The sequence below is a fragment of the Enterobacter sp. 301B genome, from assembly GCF_003850715.1.
Lineage (GTDB): Bacteria > Pseudomonadota > Gammaproteobacteria > Enterobacterales > Enterobacteriaceae > Enterobacter > Enterobacter intestinihominis.
Window position 1 is genome coordinate 171,843 of the sequence record NZ_PQTC01000006.1, and the last position, 19,664, is coordinate 191,506.

Annotated in this window: 19 protein-coding genes and 1 pseudogene; 11 read left to right on the forward strand and 9 right to left on the reverse strand. The window is 53.7% G+C overall.

The genetic code is table 11. The features are described 5' to 3' along the window. The first annotated feature begins 26 nt into the window (after positions 1 to 26). The 4 genes from pabB (at position 27) to C3451_RS09195 (ending at position 5,214) form a co-directional block, all read left to right on the forward strand. Positions 27 to 1,361 (forward strand): aminodeoxychorismate synthase component 1, encoded by a 1,335-nt coding sequence (pabB, locus tag C3451_RS09180; RefSeq protein WP_032622420.1) that lies wholly within the window; start codon positions 27 to 29, stop codon positions 1,359 to 1,361. Next, positions 1,358 to 1,936 carry a CoA pyrophosphatase gene (locus tag C3451_RS09185; protein WP_022648443.1) on the forward strand — a complete coding sequence of 193 codons (579 nt, stop codon included), beginning with the start codon at positions 1,358 to 1,360 and terminating at the stop codon, positions 1,934 to 1,936. The genes pabB and C3451_RS09185 overlap by 4 nt, the downstream gene beginning before the upstream one ends. Before the next feature lie 184 nt (positions 1,937 to 2,120). Next, positions 2,121 to 3,485 (forward strand): L-serine ammonia-lyase, encoded by a 1,365-nt coding sequence (sdaA, locus tag C3451_RS09190; protein WP_022648444.1) that lies wholly within the window; start codon positions 2,121 to 2,123, stop codon positions 3,483 to 3,485. A gap of 130 nt (positions 3,486 to 3,615) precedes the next feature. Next, positions 3,616 to 5,214, forward strand: coding sequence for a cyclic diguanylate phosphodiesterase (locus tag C3451_RS09195; protein ID WP_023300353.1), 1,599 nt, complete (start codon positions 3,616 to 3,618; stop codon positions 5,212 to 5,214). A gap of 6 nt (positions 5,215 to 5,220) precedes the next feature. Here C3451_RS09195 and yoaE read toward each other — a convergent pair whose 3' ends face one another. Next, entirely contained in the window at positions 5,221 to 6,780 is a 1,560-nt protein-coding gene (gene yoaE / locus C3451_RS09200) for a CNNM family cation transport protein YoaE (RefSeq protein ID WP_023300354.1), read from the reverse strand. Positions 6,781 to 7,243: 463 nt separating this feature from the next. Between yoaE and manX the strand changes: the two genes are divergently transcribed. The 5 genes from manX (at position 7,244) to mntP (ending at position 11,398) form a co-directional block, all read left to right on the forward strand. Next, positions 7,244 to 8,206 (forward strand): PTS mannose transporter subunit IIAB, encoded by a 963-nt coding sequence (manX, locus tag C3451_RS09205; protein ID WP_045623238.1) that lies wholly within the window; start codon positions 7,244 to 7,246, stop codon positions 8,204 to 8,206. A 47-nt stretch (positions 8,207 to 8,253) separates the two neighbouring features. Beyond that, positions 8,254 to 9,054, forward strand: a complete 801-nt coding sequence (manY, locus tag C3451_RS09210; RefSeq protein WP_022648448.1) for a PTS mannose transporter subunit IIC — start codon at positions 8,254 to 8,256, stop codon at positions 9,052 to 9,054. A gap of 12 nt (positions 9,055 to 9,066) precedes the next feature. Then, positions 9,067 to 9,918, forward strand: a complete 852-nt coding sequence (locus C3451_RS09215) for a PTS mannose transporter subunit IID (RefSeq protein ID WP_006810994.1) — start codon at positions 9,067 to 9,069, stop codon at positions 9,916 to 9,918. A 54-nt stretch (positions 9,919 to 9,972) separates the two neighbouring features. Beyond that, positions 9,973 to 10,431 carry a DUF986 family protein gene (locus C3451_RS09220; RefSeq protein WP_022648449.1) on the forward strand — a complete coding sequence of 153 codons (459 nt, stop codon included), beginning with the start codon at positions 9,973 to 9,975 and terminating at the stop codon, positions 10,429 to 10,431. 400 nt (positions 10,432 to 10,831) lie between these two features. Beyond that, a complete protein-coding gene (gene mntP / locus C3451_RS09225; protein ID WP_032622454.1) occupies positions 10,832 to 11,398 on the forward strand; it encodes a manganese efflux pump MntP in 567 nt (188 codons plus the stop codon). Here the strand turns inward: mntP and rlmA are convergent. The 6 genes and pseudogenes from rlmA to mgrB all read right to left on the reverse strand — a co-directional run bounded on the left by rlmA (position 11,395) and on the right by mgrB (position 15,753). Next, positions 11,395 to 12,210, reverse strand: a complete 816-nt coding sequence (gene rlmA / locus C3451_RS09230; RefSeq protein ID WP_038416252.1) for a 23S rRNA (guanine(745)-N(1))-methyltransferase — start codon at positions 12,208 to 12,210, stop codon at positions 11,395 to 11,397. The genes mntP and rlmA overlap by 4 nt on opposite strands. A 39-nt stretch (positions 12,211 to 12,249) precedes the next feature. Beyond that, on the reverse strand, positions 12,250 to 13,995 hold the full coding sequence (gene ftsI / locus C3451_RS09235) for a peptidoglycan glycosyltransferase FtsI (protein ID WP_023300357.1): 1,746 nt from the start codon (positions 13,993 to 13,995) through the stop codon (positions 12,250 to 12,252). A gap of 216 nt (positions 13,996 to 14,211) precedes the next feature. Then, positions 14,212 to 14,421 carry a transcription antiterminator/RNA stability regulator CspE gene (gene cspE / locus C3451_RS09240; RefSeq protein WP_001062678.1) on the reverse strand — a complete coding sequence of 70 codons (210 nt, stop codon included), beginning with the start codon at positions 14,419 to 14,421 and terminating at the stop codon, positions 14,212 to 14,214. A 12-nt stretch (positions 14,422 to 14,433) separates the two neighbouring features. Continuing rightward, positions 14,434 to 14,578 (reverse strand): annotated as a pseudogene (locus C3451_RS09245) (DUF2627 domain-containing protein). Positions 14,579 to 15,247: 669 nt separating this feature from the next. Continuing rightward, complete coding sequence (locus C3451_RS09250) at positions 15,248 to 15,535, reverse strand: YebO family protein (RefSeq protein ID WP_023300358.1); 288 nt, start codon at positions 15,533 to 15,535, stop codon at positions 15,248 to 15,250. 74 nt (positions 15,536 to 15,609) lie between these two features. Beyond that, complete coding sequence (gene mgrB / locus C3451_RS09255) at positions 15,610 to 15,753, reverse strand: PhoP/PhoQ regulator MgrB (protein WP_003859906.1); 144 nt, start codon at positions 15,751 to 15,753, stop codon at positions 15,610 to 15,612. Positions 15,754 to 15,913: 160 nt separating this feature from the next. Between mgrB and C3451_RS09260 the strand changes: the two genes are divergently transcribed. After that, positions 15,914 to 16,153: a YobH family protein gene (locus C3451_RS09260; RefSeq protein ID WP_022648454.1), complete on the forward strand. Its 240-nt coding sequence runs from the start codon at positions 15,914 to 15,916 to the stop codon at positions 16,151 to 16,153. 63 nt (positions 16,154 to 16,216) lie between these two features. Here C3451_RS09260 and kdgR read toward each other — a convergent pair whose 3' ends face one another. Continuing rightward, entirely contained in the window at positions 16,217 to 17,008 is a 792-nt protein-coding gene (kdgR, locus tag C3451_RS09265; protein WP_022648455.1) for a DNA-binding transcriptional regulator KdgR, read from the reverse strand. Between the two features lie 178 nt (positions 17,009 to 17,186). Between kdgR and C3451_RS09270 the strand changes: the two genes are divergently transcribed. Then, complete coding sequence (locus C3451_RS09270; protein WP_022648456.1) at positions 17,187 to 18,560, forward strand: MFS transporter; 1,374 nt, start codon at positions 17,187 to 17,189, stop codon at positions 18,558 to 18,560. 52 nt (positions 18,561 to 18,612) lie between these two features. Here C3451_RS09270 and htpX read toward each other — a convergent pair whose 3' ends face one another. After that, the gene (gene htpX, locus C3451_RS09275; protein ID WP_003859899.1) at positions 18,613 to 19,494 is read right to left on the reverse strand and encodes a protease HtpX; all 882 of its coding nucleotides are present in this window, start codon (positions 19,492 to 19,494) and stop codon (positions 18,613 to 18,615) included. Positions 19,495 to 19,664 lie beyond the last annotated feature (170 nt).

The window sequence follows — 19,664 nt, forward strand, 5'->3', positions numbered from 1 at the left end:
TCACGCTACCCGGTAGTATGCCATACATGAACATGCGCTTCCCCACTGTTATGACCTTACCCTGGCGTGCAGACGCCGCCGAGTTCTGGTTTGCCCGTCTGAGCCACCTTCCTTTTGCCATGCTGCTGCACTCCGGGCATGCGGATCACCCCTACAGCCGCTTTGATATTCTGGTGGCCGACCCGGTTAAAACGCTGACGACCGATGCGCTGTCACCCACGGACGATCCGCTGATGCGGCTTCAGAACGAGATCCATGCTCTGGGCTTATCTGCCACACCGGATCCGGATCTGCCTTTCCAGGGGGGCGCGCTGGGCCTGTTTGGTTACGATCTGGGTCGCCGTTTCGAAAAGCTGCCCGAGCATGCGCAGGCGGATATTTCCCTGCCGGATATGGCGGTGGGGCTGTATGACTGGGCGCTAATCGTGGATCACCGTAAGCAGACTGTTTCCCTGCTTAGCCACCGAGACGTGCAGGCGCGTCTGGCCTGGCTTGAGGCGCAACGGCCCGCCACAGCGGAACACTTTATGCTGACCTCCGGCTGGCACTCGAACATGAGCGCGGCGGAATATGCGGAAAAATTCTCTCGCGTGCAGGCGTATCTTCACAGCGGCGACTGTTATCAGGTCAACCTTGCCCAGCGTTTCCAGGCGGCGTACCGGGGAGACGAATGGCAGGCATTTACTCGCCTCAATGCCAGCAATAAGGCCCCGTTTAGCGCATTTTTACGCCTTGAACACGGCGCCATCCTCAGCCTTTCGCCTGAGCGTTTTATTCATCTGGCTGACGGTATTATTCAGACCCGCCCGATCAAGGGCACCCTGCCGCGCCTTGCCGATGCTAACGCCGACCGCCAGCAGGCGGAGACGCTGGCGGCCTCGCCGAAAGATCGCGCTGAAAACCTGATGATTGTCGATCTGATGCGCAATGATATTGGCCGCGTCGCCGAGCCGGGCAGCGTGCGCGTGCCGGAGCTGTTCGTTGTGGAGCCTTTCCCGGCGGTACATCATCTGGTCAGTACTATCACTGCACGCCTGCCGGCCTCGCGGACCGCCTGCGATCTGCTCCGCGCCGCGTTTCCGGGCGGCTCCATCACCGGCGCGCCGAAGGTCCGCGCGATGGAGATCATCGACGAACTGGAACCGCATCGCCGCAACGCCTGGTGCGGCAGCATCGGCTATGTGAGCCTGTGCGGAACCATGGATACCAGCATCACTATTCGCACCCTGACGGCCTGCGATGGTAACCTTTACTGTTCCGCAGGCGGCGGCATTGTAGCCGACAGCCAGGCCGGGGCGGAATATCAGGAAACCTTTGATAAAGTGAATCGTATCCTGAAACAACTGGAGAACTCACGGTGAAGAAAGACAACCTGACGCTGGATGATTTTCTGTCGCGTTTTCAGCTTCTGCGGCCCCAGGTTAACCGCGCCGCGCTGAATCAACGTCAGGCGGCGGTACTGATCCCGGTCGTGCGTCGTGAACAGCCGGGTCTGTTGCTTACCCAGCGCTCACCGCATATGCGAAAACACGCCGGTCAGGTTGCGTTTCCGGGCGGCGCGGTGGACAGCACCGATGCTTCCCTGATTGCCGCCGCGCTGCGCGAAGCGCATGAGGAGGTGGCGATCCCCCCGGAGGCGGTCGAGGTAATTGGCGTGCTGCCGCCAGTGGACAGCGTAACCGGTTTTCAGGTTACGCCGGTCGTCGGCATTATTCCGCCCGATCTTCAGTATCACGCCAGCGTCGATGAAGTTTCAGCGGTGTTCGAAATGCCGCTTGAAGAGGCCCTTCGTCTGGGCCGCTATCATCCTCTGGATATTCACCGCCGCGGGCACGATCATCGGGTCTGGCTGTCGTGGTATCAGCATTATTTTGTCTGGGGCATGACGGCAGGCATCATTCGTGAGCTTGCGCTACAAATCGGCCTGAAGCCTTGACTATACTTTACATTCCACCCTTTTCTGGCAGGTTTGCGATCGGCGTCGCGCTATTAGCTAAACCATCGTTAACCATTAGTTTAATTCATGTGAATAGTTAAGCCGAGGTTAGTGTTCCCTCTTACACTATGCGCAGTTATAACATCGTTACTGGAACCCCAGTAACCCTGTCAGGAGTGTGAAAGTGATTAGTATATTCGACATGTTCAAAGTGGGGATTGGTCCATCTTCTTCCCACACTGTAGGGCCGATGAAGGCCGGTAAACAGTTCGTCGATGATCTGGTCGAAAAAGGATTACTGGAAAGCGTTACCCGTGTCGCCGTAGACGTTTACGGTTCACTGTCATTAACGGGTAAAGGCCACCACACCGATATCGCCATTATTATGGGTCTGGCGGGCAATATGCCGGACACAGTTGATATTGATGCCATTCCGGCATTTATCCGCGACGTGGAAACGCGCGGTCGTCTGCTGCTGGCTAACGGTCAGCACGAAGTGGACTTCCCGCAGGATGACGGGATGCGTTTTCGTAGCGACAACCTGCCGCTGCATGAAAACGGTATGACCATCCACGCCTGGAGCGGCGAAAAAGAGATCTACAGTAAAACCTACTACTCCATCGGCGGCGGCTTTATCGTTGACGAAGAACACTTTGGCAAAGAGAGCGCGGGCGATGTGAATGTGCCCTATCCGTTTAAATCTGCCACCGAGATGTTGGCCTATTGCAAAGAGACCGGTCTCTCCCTCTCCGGCATGGTGATGCAGAACGAACTGGCGCTGCACAGCAAGAAAGAGATCGAAGACTATTTTGCTAACGTGTGGCAAACCATGCGCGCCTGTATTGACCGCGGGATGAACACCGAGGGGGTTCTGCCTGGGCCACTGCGTGTGCCGCGTCGTGCCTCTGCGCTTCGCCGTATGCTGGTCACCACCGACAAATTCTCCAATGACCCTATGAATGTGGTTGACTGGGTGAACATGTTTGCGCTGGCGGTTAACGAAGAGAACGCAGCGGGTGGTCGCGTGGTGACGGCGCCAACCAACGGCGCGTGCGGTATCGTTCCGGCGGTGCTGGCCTACTACGATCACTTTATTGAGCCCGTGACACCGGAGATCTATATCCGTTATTTCCTCGCGGCAGGCGCTATCGGCGCGCTGTACAAGATGAATGCCTCCATCTCCGGTGCCGAAGTAGGCTGTCAGGGTGAAGTGGGCGTGGCCTGCTCTATGGCGGCGGCCGGTCTGGCGGAACTGCTGGGCGCAAGCCCTGAGCAGGTGTGCGTGGCGGCGGAAATCGGCATGGAGCACAACCTCGGTCTGACCTGTGACCCGGTTGCCGGCCAGGTGCAGGTACCGTGCATTGAGCGTAACGCCATCGCCTCCGTCAAAGCGATCAACGCCTCGCGTATGGCGATGCGCCGTACCAGCGAGCCACGCGTGTCACTGGATAAGGTTATTGAAACCATGTACGAAACCGGCAAGGACATGAACGCGAAGTACCGTGAGACTTCGCGCGGCGGTCTGGCCATTAAGGTGCAGTGCGACTAAACCTTCCTTTTCGCCCATCTGCAACAGATGGGCGAATTTTCCCACCGCCTCTCGTCGCTTCACGTATTCCCCACTACACTGTCACTGTTGCGTCTGGCTTTTCCGGCCGGTGCTTATCAGGCGACCGTTCATGCAAACTGCACAAACGATCATTAAAGACTATCGCCGAAAACGCGTTATCGTCTGTGTTACGGTTGCGCTCGTTACGCTCGTCCTGACGCTGGGCATTCGCTTTATTTCACAGCGCAACATTAATCAGGATCGGATCCACGACTTTACTCACCACACCGTGCGTGCGCTTGATAAGGTGCTTCTTGCGTTAGAAACCCAGCGTGAAACTCTACGTTTTCTGGTTGATATGCCCTGCGCTGAAGCGAATCCGATTCTGCGAAAACAGGCGGCGATCCTCCAGACCGTGCGCTCCATCGCCCTCGTCAAAGACGGAATACTGTATTGCTCGAGCGTATTTGGCAGCCGAAATATGCCCGTCAGTGACATTGAGCCGATGCTTCCGTCCAGTGAACCCAGGCTGATCTTGTTGACCGATCGGTGGCTGTTAAAGGGCAGTCCGGTACTGATTCAGTGGTCACCCCTTGCGGGCGACGGCAGTGACGGGTTGATGGAGGTAGTGAATATCGATCTCATCACCAAAATGATTCTGGAGCCACAGCGGCCACAAATCACCGACGTGGTCCTGAGAGTAGGCGATAATTTTCTCCGCGACGGGCAGCAGGTGACGAATACGCCGACCTTCGATGAACACGCCTCCCTGCTGGAACAGTCTTCACAGCACTACCCTTTCAGCGTCACGGTCAGCGGCCCGGGGGCAGGCCAAATGGCATTGAAAAATCTGCCCACCCAGCTACCGCTGGCGTTGATGCTCAGTTTACTGATGGGCTATATCGCCTGGCTTGCCACGGCGCGACGCATAAGTTTCACCTGGGAAATTAATATGGGGATTGCTGCCCGGGAGTTTGAACTCTTCTGCCAGCCGCTGGTAAACGCCCGCACCCGGGAATGCGTTGGCGTCGAGATCCTCCTGCGCTGGAACAACCCGCGTCAGGGCTGGATTTCTCCCGATGTCTTTATCCCCCTGGCTGAAGAACATAGCCTGATTGTTCCGCTTACCCGCTACGTCATCAGCGAAACGGTGCGGCAGATAGGCTTTTTCCCGGCCTCACGGGATTTCCATATTGGCATCAACGTGGCCGCCAGCCATTTTCGCCGCGCTGCGCTGATCCGGGATCTCAACCGCATCTGGTTTAAGGCGAACCCTGTTCAAAAGTTGATTGTAGAGTTAACCGAACGCGATGCGTTGCTCGATGTGGATTACCGCATCGTGCGGGAGCTGCATCGCAAAGGGGTGAAGCTTGCGATTGATGATTTTGGTACGGGCAATAGTTCTCTTTCGTGGCTTGAAAAACTTCACCCGGACGTGCTGAAAATTGATAAATCCTTCACCACCGCGATCGGCACCGACGCCGTGAACTCAACGGTAACGGATATTATTATTGCGCTGGGCCAGAGGTTGAATATTGAACTGGTTGCAGAAGGGGTTGAAACCGAGGAGCAGTCACGCTATTTGCGCCGCCACAGCGTACATATTTTGCAGGGGTACTTGTATGCGCGGCCGATGCCGCTGCGGGAGTTTCCGAAATGGCTGGCGGAAAGTAACCCTCCGCCAGCCCGTCACAACGGACACATCGTGCCTTTATTGCCGTTACGCTAGATAGCGTTACTCTTCTTCGTCGTGTACAGAGTGCTCTTTAACAATACGGACCATATCAACGCGATAGTCGTTGGCTTCAACGATGGTAATTTGCAGCGGCGGCAGCTCAAGCACATCACCGATACGCGGGATCTGCCCGTTAACGGCAATCACCAGCCCCGCTACCGTGGCGATGTCTTCATCGTCATTGACCACGTTTTCGACGCCCAGCGTGTGCGAGAGCGCGTGCAGGTCGGTGGTGCCTTTCACCAGCCAGCCGTCACCGTCGGCAACGATTTCTGGCGTTTCATCCGCATCAGGGAATTCACCGGCAATGGCTTCCAGCACGTCCAGCGGCGTTACCAGACCTTGTACCACACCAAATTCGTTGGTGACGATAACAAAGCTCCCGCGAGCACGACGCAACACGCCCAGCAGGTTAATCGGATCCAGCGTCTCCGGCACCACGATGGCAGGCGACGCGGCCGCTACGGCCTCGACGTTGACGCCCTCTTCCAGCGCCACGAGCATCTCTTTCGCGCGCACCACACCGATGATCTCATCCAGCTCGCCCCGACAGACCGGGAACAGGCTGTGCGGCGAGGAGAGCAGCTGCTGGCGAATTTCGTCGACGCTCAGGTTGGCGTCCACCCAGCTGATTTCACCGCGCGGCGTCATAATGCCGCGCAGGGAGCGGGAGGCCAGCGAAAGCACGCCGTTGATCATGTAGCGTTCTTCTTCCACAAACGCGCCTTCCGGCACCGGAACCGGGTTACGGTTCTCGTTATCCGCCTGCACGTTCACCTGACGACGCCCGCCCATCAGGCGCAGGATCGCATCGGCGGTACGCGCGCGCAGCGGCTGATTCGACTGCTGCTTAATGAAGTTACGGCGCGCAATCTGGTTAAACAGCTCGATCAGAATCGAGAAGCCAATCGCGGCGTACAGGTAGCCTTTCGGTATATGGAAACCAAAACCTTCTGCCACCAGGCTCAGACCAATCATCAACAGGAAACTCAGACACAGCACGACGACCGTCGGATGTTGGTTGACGAAACGCGTCAGCGGTTTCGACGCCAGCAGCATTACCGCCATCGCAATCACAACCGCCGCCATCATCACCGGCAGATGGTTCACCATGCCAACCGCTGTAATCACCGCATCCAGTGAGAAGACCGCATCAAGCACCACAATCTGCAGGACCACCACCCAGAAGCTGGCATACCCCTTACCGTGGCCATCATCATGCTGCCGGTTCTCCAGCCGTTCATGCAGCTCTGTTGTAGCTTTGAACAGCAGGAAAAGCCCCCCCACCAGCATGATTAAATCACGGCCGGAGAAGGTGAAATCCATGACGGTGAACAGAGGCTTAGTCAGCGTAACCATCCACGAGATCACGGACAGCAGGCCCAGTCGCATGATCAGCGCCAGCGAGAGGCCGATCAGACGGGCTTTATCACGCTGTTTCGGCGGCAGCTTATCCGCAAGAATGGCAATAAACACCAGGTTATCAATACCGAGAACGATCTCCAGCACGACCAGCGTAAGCAAGCCTACCCAGATTGACGGGTCCATTAAGAATTCCATGACACGCTCCTGCTAAAGGAATGACAAAACGGTGCCCCGCTAATTTCGGGCATTTCAAAGGGAATGGGGGTCAATGCGTGGCGAAGGTCGCCGGTGAATAAGGCGCGGGATGGCCTGGAAGATGACTGACGTCGGTGACGGTCCATATAGTGGGCTGTAGCCCTATACTCCTGAATAATTAAACGGACGCTAAACATATCAGAGACAATGGGTTTTTAGCAAAGATTTACGTTCCTTTGCAAACTTCTGTAACACACGTGGTTTATCTTACAGAAAAATCTGTAAGGCGTAGCTAAATTACGGATCTTCATCACATAAATTATTTTTTCACTATCTAAAATAATTCGCGGAAGTCTTGGTTTTTTAGAACTCTAACCCTTATCTGAATCGATTCGGTTCGCCAATACGATTCTCAGTACGCCTGCCTGGCAGACGTATAAATGATAATAATAGGAGGTAGCAAGTGACCATTGCTATTGTCATAGGCACACATGGTTGGGCTGCGGAGCAGTTACTCAAAACGGCAGAAATGCTGTTGGGCGAGCAGGAAAACGTTGGCTGGATCGATTTCGTTCCCGGTGAAAACGCCGAGACGCTGATTGAAAAGTACACTGCTCAGCTTGAGAAGCTGGATACCAGCAAAGGCGTGCTGTTTCTCGTGGATACATGGGGCGGCAGCCCGTTCAACGCTGCCAGCCGCATTGTCGTCGATAAAGAGCATTATGAAGTCGTCGCCGGGGTAAATATCCCAATGTTGGTGGAAACCTTCATGGCGCGTGACGACAACCCAGGCTTTGACGAGCTGGTGGCGCTGGCGGTGGAAACCGGTCGCGAAGGCGTGAAGGCGCTGAAAGCACAGGCGGTTGAAAAACCTGCCCCTGCCCCTGCTGCACCAAAAGCCGCGGCACCGGCGAAGCCAATGGGTCCGAACGATTACATGGTTATCGGCCTTGCGCGTATTGATGACCGTCTGATCCACGGCCAGGTGGCGACGCGCTGGACCAAAGAGACCAACGTACAACGCATCATCGTGGTCAGTGACGAAGTGGCCGCCGACACTGTCCGTAAAACCCTTCTTACCCAGGTTGCACCGCCGGGCGTCACCGCGCACGTCGTGGATGTCGCCAAAATGATCCGCGTTTACAACAACCCGAAATATGCGGGCGAACGCGTGATGCTTCTGTTCACCAACCCGACAGACGTTGAACGCATTGTTGAAGGCGGCGTGAAAATCACCTCCGTTAACATTGGCGGTATGGCTTTCCGTCAGGGCAAAACGCAGGTCAACAATGCGATTTCAGTGGATGCGAAAGATATCGAGGCCTTCAACAAGCTGAATGCACGCGGTATCGAGCTGGAAGCCCGTAAGGTTTCCACGGATCAGAAACTGAAAATGATGGATTTGATCGGCAAAGTGGGGAAATAAGCCCGGGCCGGTTTTTCATATAGAGCTTATGTAATAGGAGAAGTGCAATGGAGATTACTACTCTTCAGATTGTGCTGGTGTTCATCGTCGCGTGTATTGCGGGTATGGAGTCCGTACTTGATGAATTTCAGTTCCACCGCCCTCTGGTGGCCTGTACGTTGATTGGCGCCGTTCTCGGTGACATGAAAACCGGTATCATCATCGGTGGTACCCTGGAAATGATCGCCCTCGGCTGGATGAACATCGGTGCGGCAGTTGCGCCAGATGCCGCGCTGGCGTCCATTATTTCGACCGTTCTGGTTATCGCCGGTCATCAGAGTATCGGTGCCGGTATCGCGCTGGCCATTCCACTAGCCGCGGCAGGCCAGGTGCTGACCATCATTGTTCGTACCATCACCGTTGCCTTCCAGCACGCGGCGGATAAGGCGGCCGATAACGGCAACCTGACAGCGCTCTCCTGGATCCACGTCTCGTCCCTGTTCCTGCAGGCGATGCGTATCGCTATTCCGGCCGTTATCGTGGCGATTTCCGTTGGGACCAGTGAAGTTCAAAGTATGCTGAACGCCATACCAGAAGTGGTCACCGGCGGTCTGAATATCGCGGGCGGTATGATTGTGGTCGTAGGTTACGCGATGGTCATCAACATGATGCGCGCAGGCTATCTGATGCCGTTCTTCTACCTTGGCTTCGTTACCGCTGCATTCACCAACTTCAACCTGGTTGCGCTGGGTGTGATTGGTGCGGTGATGGCGATTCTTTATATCCAGCTCAGCCCGAAATACAACCGTGTCGCGGGTGCCCCTGCGCAGGCTGCTGGTAACAACGATCTCGATAACGAACTGGACTAACAGGTGAGCGAAATGGTTGATATGACAAAAACTACCACTGAGAAAAAACTCACTCCGGGTGATATTCGTGGCGTGTTCATCCGTTCTAACCTGTTTCAGGGTTCATGGAACTTCGAACGTATGCAGGCGCTCGGCTTCTGCTTCTCCATGGTGCCGGCAATCAAACGCCTGTATCCGGAAAACAACGAAGCACGCCGTCAGGCAATTAAGCGTCACCTGGAATTCTTCAACACCCACCCTTACGTAGCGGCGCCTGTTCTGGGCGTAACGCTGGCGATGGAAGAGCAGCGTGCAAACGGGGCTGAGATCGACGATGGTGCTATCAACGGTATTAAAGTCGGTCTGATGGGGCCGCTGGCAGGCGTGGGCGACCCGATCTTCTGGGGTACCGTGCGTCCGGTCTTTGCGGCACTGGGCGCCGGGATCGCCATGAGCGGCAGTCTGCTTGGTCCCCTGCTGTTCTTTATCCTGTTCAACGCGGTGCGTCTGCTGACCCGCTACTACGGCGTGGCATACGGTTACCGTAAAGGGGTGGATATCGTTAAGGATATGGGCGGCGGCTTCCTGCAAAAACTGACTGAGGGGGCGTCAATCCTCGGCCTGTTTGTAATGGGGGCTTTGGTTAACAAGTGGACGCACGTGAACATCCCGCTGGTGGTATCGACGATCACCGGTCAGGATGGTCAGACGCGCGTCACCACCGTGCAGACCATTCTGGACCAGCTGATGCCTGGCCTGGTACCGCTGCTGTTAACCTTCGCCTGTATGTGGCTGCTGCGTAAGAAAGTGAACCCGCTGTGGATCATCGTTGGCTTCTTCGTCATCGGTATCGCGGGCTACGCCGTCGGCCTGCTGGGTCTGTAATAAAATGCGTTACCGACCGGGGGCTTGCCCCCGGTCTTTTTATCTGGAGGATGAATGACTGTCACGGACACCGTACTGGTTTTATTTATTGTTGCCCTTCTGGCTTACGCGATCTATGACGAGTTCATTATGCCTCGCCGCCACGGCGAGACGCTGCTGACCCTTCCCCTCTTACGCCGTGGGCGCATTGATGCGTTTATCTTCGCCGGTCTGGTAGTCATCCTGATTTACAATAATGTGACCAGCCACGGCGCAATATTAACCACATGGTTATTATGTGCGCTGGCATTAATGGCGATTTACCTGTTCTGGATCCGCTCGCCAAAACTCATTTTTAAAAAACACGGATTCTTCTTCGCCAATGTCTGGATAGAATATAACCGCATTAAAGAGATGAATTTATCCGAAGACGGAGTTCTGGTGATGCAATTAGAACAACGCCGCCTGCTCATTCGCGTCAAAAATATTGACGACCTGGAAAAAATCTACAAATTACTCCTTAAAACTCAATGAATTAATTTTATAGCATCGGCTATGTATTGTATTATTCTCAAACCAGCAATATAGCCGATGCTATATCTCCCCTGCGAATTAACTTATATTTATTAACGATACTTTTACGCATAAACCTAAATGAAAATCGTTATCAACATAGTGGCTTTATAAAGCCATCTTCGTTGTTGTTTTATATTCTCAAAATATGTTAAGGTTGCGCCCGTCGTTGGGGAGTAGCCGATTTCCTGCCTGCGGGAAATGTACGTGTCAACATACTCGTTGCAAAACGTGGCGCGTACGGATCGTTTTCAGCACACTTACTGTGCCAAAAGCGATCAGGCGAGACCATAGATACATCAACTGCTGTTTACTGGGGGCAGTGATGTGTCATATGGATATCCCCGGTCTGGACGCACTTATGAATATCTCCGCTACGATCCTTCTGGCTTTTGGCATGTCCATGGACGCATTTGCCGCCTCTATCGGTAAAGGTGCCACCCTCCATAAACCTAAATTTTCCGAAGCCCTGCGCACCGGTCTCATCTTTGGCGCAATCGAAACGCTGACGCCGCTTATTGGCTGGGGTCTGGGGATGCTCGCCAGCCAGTTTGTGCTGGAGTGGAACCACTGGATCGCCTTCGTGCTGCTGGTGTTCCTCGGCGGACGCATGGTAATTGAAGGTTTTCGTGGCAACAGCGATGAAGATGATGCGCCGCTGCAACGCCACGGCTTCTGGCTTCTGGTGACAACCGCTATCGCAACCAGCCTGGACGCAATGGCCGTCGGTGTCGGTCTGGCGTTTTTGCAGGTCAATATTATCGCCACCGCGCTGGCGATTGGCTGCGCCACGCTGATTATGTCAACGCTGGGGATGATGGTGGGGCGGTTCATTGGCCCGCTGTTAGGCAAACGCGCCGAAATTCTGGGCGGTATCGTGTTGATCGGGATTGGTGCCCAAATACTCTGGGCACACTTCGCGGGTTAATCTTCGCGCTGCCAGCAATGGATGCTGAAATCCGTCTGGCAGCGAAATTCTGTCTGTGCTGCCAGCGTTTCCCACACCTCTGGTTTTGCCCGCCACGCAAACGGCGTCATTTGCAGTAACGCCACCGCTTCACTTCCCTGCAACGTCATCTCATACGCCATTGACTGCGTCTGCTTTAACGCGAAGCCCGCCAGCTGTTCAGAGTGCGGCGCATGCAGGTGAACTTCATCATAGATCAGCCCTTTTAGCTCCAGCAGATGACGCGGTCCCGGCGTAACGGTGATAACCCACCCGCCGGGCTTAACGACGCGCGCCAGCTCCTCTGCCTTGCACGGGGCATAGATACGCACCACGGCGTCCATACTCGCTTCCTCAAACGGCAGGCGGTGGCTGGAGGCCACGCAGAACGTTACCGCTGAGTAGCGTTTTGCTGCTGCACGGATAGCCACTTTCGACACGTCCAGCCCGTAAGTTTCGGCGCCCTTCCCAGCCGCGACGTCAGCAAACGTGGCGGTGTAGTAGCCCTCACCGCAGCCGATATCCAGCATGGCGGATGCGCCTTCTGTCAGATATTGACGGAGTAAGTCGACAACGGCATCCCTGAGCGGTTGATAGTGCCCGGCGTCAAGAAACGCCCGGCGCGCCTGCATCATCTCCGCGCTGTCACCCGGATCCCGGGAGCGCTTGTGCTGTACCGGCAGAAGATTGACATAGCCCTCTTTAGCCCGGTCAAACTGATGTCCCAGTGGACAGATAAACGTTTTCTCCGCGCGCGTCAGCGGCGCGTGGCAAAGGGGACAACTGAAAGACATGACAGCTCCAGGGCGAAAACCAAAAGGCGAAGTGTACCGCTATTCGCCAGGGTTATAAACGGCTGGGTGACGCATCACGATCAGATGGTCAGAATCTGCCGGCAGTCCGTCTGGCTTCACGTTTTCCAGGCGCAAGACGTTACCCATAATTTCGCTGAACACGGGCGCGGAAACGGCCCCGCCGTAGTAGGCTCCGTTTTTCGGATCGTTGATCACCACCACCAGTGCAAAACGGGGATCGCTGGCGGGCGCAACGCCTGCTGTGTAGGCGACGTATTTATCCACATACTTACCGTGTTCATCGATTTTTTTGGCCGTCCCGGTTTTAATCGCCACACGATAGTTACGCACCGCCGCTTTGATCCCGCCACCGCCGGGTAACGCGACGCTCTCCATCATGTGTTCCACCTCGTGAACAATCTCCCCGGGCATCACCCGTTTGCCAATCACGGGGGGATCGATACGGGTGATGGACAGAGGCCGTTCAATGCCATAGCTACCGATGGTGGCATACACATGCGCCAGCTGGAGGGGGGTAACCATCAGGCCATACCCAAAGGCAAAGGTCGCCCTGTCTAACTGACTCCAGAATTTTCGCTGCGGCAGTAAACCTGAGCTTTCTCCCGTTAAGCCAAGCCCGGTACTCTCGCCAAAACCAAAGTTTTTATAGGTATCAAGTAACCGTTGCACGGGCATCGCGAGAGAAAGACGGGATACGCCCGTGTCGCTGGATTTTTGCAGGATCCCGGTCATGGTCAGCTCGGGGTAGTAACCCACATCGCGAATACGATGACCATCAATGGTGTAGGGATGCGTGTCTATCACGCTGTCAGGCTGCACCAGCCCCTGCTGTAGCGCCGTCATCAGCACCAGAGGCTTAACGGTCGAACCCGGTTCAAAGGTGTCGCTGATCGCGCGATTACGAAAGTCATCCAGCGTTGCCCCTTCCCGATTGTTGGGGTTGAAGTCAGGGAAGCTCGCCATCGCCAGAATTTCGCCCGTCTGGATATTAATCAGCACCGACGCGCCTGACTCGGCTTTATTCCACGCCACGGCATTATCCAGCGCGTCTTCGGTGATAGTTTGCAGGCGTTCATCGATACTAAGCTGGATATTATGTGCCGGTACGGGCGCCACCTCCGTGAGGTTCTCAACCACATGCCCGTAGCGATCTTTCCTGACCAGCCGCACGCCTGCCTTCCCGGTGAGCTGCGTGTTAAAGCTTTTCTCGACGCCCTCAATACCCTGACCATCAATATTAGTGAAGCCAATCAGGTTTGCCGCCACGTGTCCGGCAGGATAAAAGCGACGGGACTCATCGCGTAGGTTGATACCGGGAAGACGCAGCTTATCAATCCACTTTGCCTGGGAGGGATCAACCTGACGAGCTAGATAAATGAATCGCCCGTGCGGATTGCTGTTTATTCGCGATGCGAGCGTGCTCAGAGAAAGGTGTAAAGCATTTGCCAGGGCCTGCCAGCGCGAATCAAAGCCGATCCCCCCTTTATCAAGCACAGTTTTGGGATCGGCCCAGACGGCCTGGACAGGTACGCTTACCGCAAGGGGACGCCCTTCACGGTCAACAATCATCCCACGCGGGGCGTCTATCGCCACTTCGCGCAGAGAACGCATATCCTCCTGCTTCACCAGATTATCCGGTTTGATAATTTGTAGCCATGCCACGCGGCCTAACAGAAAAGCAAGGCTACAAAAGATGGCGAGACACAGAAGTGCAAAACGTGCCGGTGTAAAGTTTCCGTTGGCCGTTATTGTCTTTTTTTTCACTTTAACCCCAGGGCTGTTAATCAACGCCCTGATTTAACGGGAAAAAGGGATAATAAGGCGGGAAAACAATGCTAATAATCTCGCGGGTTTGCAACAAGATAATAACAGAGGAGGAATACGTAACATTTTGAAAAATAAGTGAATAAAAAAGCCCCGCATCGGCGAGGCTTATGTCTGAGATCGAAGCGCTAAGCGCTTCAGTCAGCAGTGATTCGATCAGATAGCAGTTACGTTAACCGCAGCTGGGCCTTTCTGGCCGTCCTGAATTTCGAACTCAACGTTCTGGCCTTCAGCCAGAGTTTTGAAGCCGTTACCCTGGATTGCAGAGAAGTGTACGAACACGTCTTTGCTGCCGTCAGCAGGAGTAATGAAACCAAAACCTTTAGACTCGTTGAACCACTTAACTTGACCTTTAATCTTTGCCATTTGCAAAATTCCTTAGAGTGTTTTCTTAGCCCGCAGGCTTTAACATAGATAAAACTGAGACATTACTGCTTGAGGCACTAATATAAGGTTCGGCAGAGAAGCGGTATTCAACGACAACGTGTTTACTCAGGACTTCTTTACTGAAAATGCCACACATAAACAGAACTGTACCTCGTTTGACCCAAAACGTGTTATCACACACAACGTTTAATATGGCAAGCCATTTTTAAACGTGTCTCGATCCGCCGCACAAATTCAGGCGTTACTCCATAACAATCTGCACAGTTATGCGAATTGTCAAATGAAGCGCCACCTGACCTCACCGCCCACAGGGTGCGCTGGCGCGCCCTGTAATCAAAGACTTTTTAAACATAGCTCAATCATTTCAAAGCGTCCATCCCAATCCCTGATTTTCTTTAAAGGAATGACTGAGTTAGAACATTTTGTGAAAAGTTATGCTGAAAACATCGCAATGCACCAGAGTGTGACAGTGAATAAACAATGTTAAATACATTTTGCTAACTGTATTAAAATCCACCATTTAATAAGCGTTATTCTGCACCAAAATAATGAAATTTTTATGACTCTGCCTCAAAACAAGGCAAGCAAAACGTTTCGATAAAAATAAAACACTTCAGGAAAGTTAAAGCTCACAATTTATTCAACGAAACGGTACGACTTGTATAAGGATAAATATTCGCCAGTTTTCAGTATACTGAAACAGTAGTTAACTGCTGCTTAATTATATGTTGGGATGTTATGGGTCACATTTGATAAGGGAGGAGATTTACGCCGCACGTCAGGCCACCTCCCCGTTCCGGGCAGACTATCGTTCGGCCACCAGGCGAATGAACTCTTCCTCGTCTTGTTTTTGAGCATCAGCTTCCTTCGGCACCGCTTTCTCCTCCGGCTCGTTGGCTTCGCACAGACGACGCAGCAACGCAGTCTGCCGTTTCTGCTGATCGAGCAATGCTTCCAGCAGCTCAATCTGCTCGTTTGTGCGGGAGCTGGCGCGATTAACGAAGAACCACAGCACCAGTCCAACAACCAGCACCACTAAAGACATTACCAGGGATGCAATGCTCAGCAGCCCCGAATTCATTAACTCACCCATTTCACCACCTCAGTAAAAACAGTCATTTTACCACTGCAGCCACGTAAGGACATCGCTCAGTGCAAAAATAGCCACTACCAGGGGATAAACTTATTGATTGAACAAATGCCGCTAAAGAACTGTACATCCTGATCGCACATCACATTGATAGTCTGCGTCCACAGCACCACGCATGCTATCAGCACTATAATCAGAATTACCCAGCGTATTTTTTTCACTCCACACTCCGTCTTATGACCTGATGTAGCCAGGTTATCACGGCTATCTTAAACAGGGGCTAACTGTACCTTCAACAGACGCTTTTCGGAATCGTGCACTTGTTTCACTGCGTAAACCCGTTACGCTTACTCCATGACAACAAAGAAAAAAGAGGCATCGATGCGTTTACTCGTTCGTACGATAATTGTACTGGCACTTGTGTGGATCGGCCTGCTGTTAAGTGGGTATGGCGTATTAATGGGAAGCAAAGAGAATGCCGCGGGTTTGGGTATTCAGTGTAAATATCTCACCGCCCAGGGGGTAAGCACGGCTCAGTACATCCATTCCGACAGCGGGATCATCGGGTTAACCAACTGTCCTGTGCTGCGTAAATCATCTGTTGTGGTTGATAACGGCTAATCAGAGCTAAATTTCGCTTACAAAAACGCCGCAAGAGTGCGGCGTTTTTATTGGAGGCATTGATCAGAACGGGTATTCGTTATAGCCCATCTGCTCTGATATTTTGCGCGCTGCGGTATGCAGAATTGCCACATACTCATGAAGACGCTCTTCGGAGAAACGCAGCGTTGGGAAAGAGATGCTCAGTCCCGCAATGACAACGCCGAAGCGGTCAAACACCGGCACACCGATGCAGCGCAACCCTTCTTCCTGCTCTTCGTTATCTTCCCCATAACCCTGCTCACGCACTTTATCCAGCACGCTCAGCAGTTCATCCGTACTGGTAATCGTGCGATCGGTGCTGCGTTTGTATTCCACACCGTCAAGGATTTGCTTAACCTCTTCACGATCGCGCCAGGCCAGCAGGACTTTACCAATTGCGGTACTGTACAGCGGGTTACGACGACCGATGCGTGAATACATGCGCAGGTTGTACATGGAGTCAATTTTGTGGATGTAAACGATGCTGTCTTCATCCAGTGCGCCGAGGTGAATGGTCTCTTTCGTCAACCGCGAAAGTTCACGCATCTGAATGTCAGCGCTGCGGATCAGATCCACGTTCTGCAAGGCGCGGGCGCCCAATTCAAACAATTTCAGGGTCAGAGAATATTTTTCTGATTCTCCTTCCTGCGCGACATAACCCAATGATTTCATCGTCTGCAAAAAGCGATAAACGGTGCTTTTCGACATCATCACACGCTGCGACAACTCTGTAATACCAATTTCACGCTCTTCTCCGAGCGCCTGCAAGATGCCAAACACCTTCAGCACGGAAGAAACAGAATCTGGCTGCTTATCCAAATCTGCGATTGCCATTTATCACCTCATGGAGAGTGTTTTATAAAAATCAGAACCGGTTTTTATTATAAATTCGTGTGATGCGCGCTGCAATCTATCTGGGTTTACTTCGTTACAAATCTGCGACATAAAACCGAAATAACGATGCTAAAATAGTTACTCTGAAAATAATTTCACACTGAGTCATTCTTTTCCCATGCAAAAAAACGTTTCTGATGGCCTGCCCTTACCACAGCGGTACGGGGCAATTGCCACTATTGTCATCGGCATTTCGATGGCTGTCCTTGACGGTGCGATTGCCAATGTGGCTCTTCCTACCATTGCCAAAGACCTTAATGCTTCTCCGGCAAGCTCCATCTGGATTGTGAACGCGTACCAGATAGCGATTGTGATTTCCCTTTTGTCACTCTCTTTCCTGGGCGATATGTTTGGTTATCGCCGGGTTTATCAGTGCGGGCTGGTGGTCTTTACTCTCACCTCGCTCTTCTGTGCCCTTTCCGATTCACTGCACACCCTTACGCTTGCGCGTATCGCACAGGGTTTTGGCGGTGCGGCGCTAATGAGCGTGAACACGGCCCTGATACGGCTTATCTATCCTCATCGCCATCTGGGGCGCGGCATGGGCATTAACTCCTTTATTGTGGCCGTGTCGTCCGCCGCCGGGCCGACGATTGCCGCCGCCATTCTGTCCGTTGCCTCGTGGCAGTGGCTGTTTGCCATTAACGTGCCGCTGGGCATTGTGGCGATCTTCTTCGCCCTGCGCTATCTTCCGGAAAATGGTCCGAAAAACACCATGCCACGTTTTGACCTGCCCAGCGCTGTGATGAACGCGCTGACCTTTGGCCTGCTGATTACTGCGCTGAGCGGATTTGCGCAGGGACAGTCTTTGTCGCTCATTGCCGCAGAAATCGTTGCCCTGCTTATCATCGGCTTTTTCTTTGTACGACGCCAGCTGGCGCTGCCCGTGCCGTTACTGCCGGTCGATTTGCTGCGTATTCCGCTGTTTTCGCTATCAATTTGTACCTCCATTTGCTCGTTCTGCGCCCAGATGCTGGCGCTGGTTGCGCTGCCATTCTTTTTGCAGAGCGTGCTTGGCCGTTCGGAAGTGGAAACAGGCTTGCTGCTCACACCCTGGCCTTTGGCAACCATGGTGATGGCCCCGCTGGCCGGGTACCTTATTGAGCGCGTTCATGCCGGACTGCTGGGGGCTATCGGGCTGATCGTCATGGCAGCAGGACTGTTTGCGCTGTCGCTCCTGCCCTCCTCGCCGGGGGATCTGGATATTATCTGGCGCATGATCCTGTGCGGGGCAGGTTTCGGTCTGTTCCAGTCACCTAACAACCACACAATTATCACCTCTGCCCCACGTCATCGCAGCGGTGGTGCCAGCGGGATGCTGGGTACGGCAAGACTGTTAGGGCAAAGCACCGGGGCCGCAATGGTGGCGTTGATGTTTAACCTTGCCGGGCAAAATGCGACACACGTTGCGCTGATTACCGCAGGGACACTGGCGACCCTCGCGGCTATCATTAGCGGCCTTCGTGTGACCCAGCCAAAGGCGCAGGCATAAAAAAACCGGGCGGAGATTGTCTCCTGCCCGGTTTTTTTTCATCCGGCGGGTATTACTTCAGGTATTCGCCGCTTCGCAGCGCTTCAATACGTTTATCCAGCGGCGGGTGTGACATAAACAGCTCGCTCAGCGACTTTGATTTACCATTGATGCAGAAGGCCATCATGCTGTTTGCTTCCTGCGGCTCGTAGCTGGTTTTCAGACGTTGCAGCGCAGCAATCATCTTCTCACGACCCACCAGTTTCGCAGAACCGGCATCCGCGTGGAACTCACGATGACGGGAGAACCACATGGTAATGATGCTTGCCAGGATACCGAACACCAGCTCCAGCACCATTGAAACAGCAAAATAGATCAGCGGGTTACCGTTGCTCTCTTCACCCTCATCACGGTTGCCACCCATAAATCCGGCAGCAATCTGCGCCAGAATACGGGAAATAAAGATAACGAAGGTGTTCACCACGCCCTGGATCAAGGTCATGGTGACCATATCGCCGTTAGCGATGTGGCTGATCTCGTGAGCAATAACCGCTTCCGCTTCGTCACGGCTCATGTTTTGCAGCAGACCGGTACTGACGGCCACCAGGGACGCGTCACGACGCGCACCGGTAGCAAACGCGTTGATATCCGGCGCGTGGTAGATCGCCACCTGCGGCATGGCTATGCCCGCCTGCTTTGACTGCTGAGCAACCGTGCTCATCAACCACTGTTCCATATCGTTACGCGGCTGCTCAATAACTTCACCGCCCACGGATTTCAGTGCCATCCACTTCGACATCAGCAGTGAAATGAAAGAGCCGCCGAAACCAAACAGCAGCGCCATAATCAACAGACCCTGAACGCTGCTCGACTGAATTCCCGTCAGGCTTAGCACCAGCCCGAATACCACCATCACCGCCAGGTTGGTGAGCAGGAAGAGCGCGATTCGCATCATAATATTCTTTTAACCTCAGTTTAACAAAACGCACTATGCGATTACCCACATCGTATGGGTATTGCGGCTATTTTCAAGCATCCAGACGGCGTAAGTCACCAGAAAGACACAACTTTACACAATTGGAAATCTGCCTGACGGAAGGATGAGGAACAAAAAGAAACAGGCAC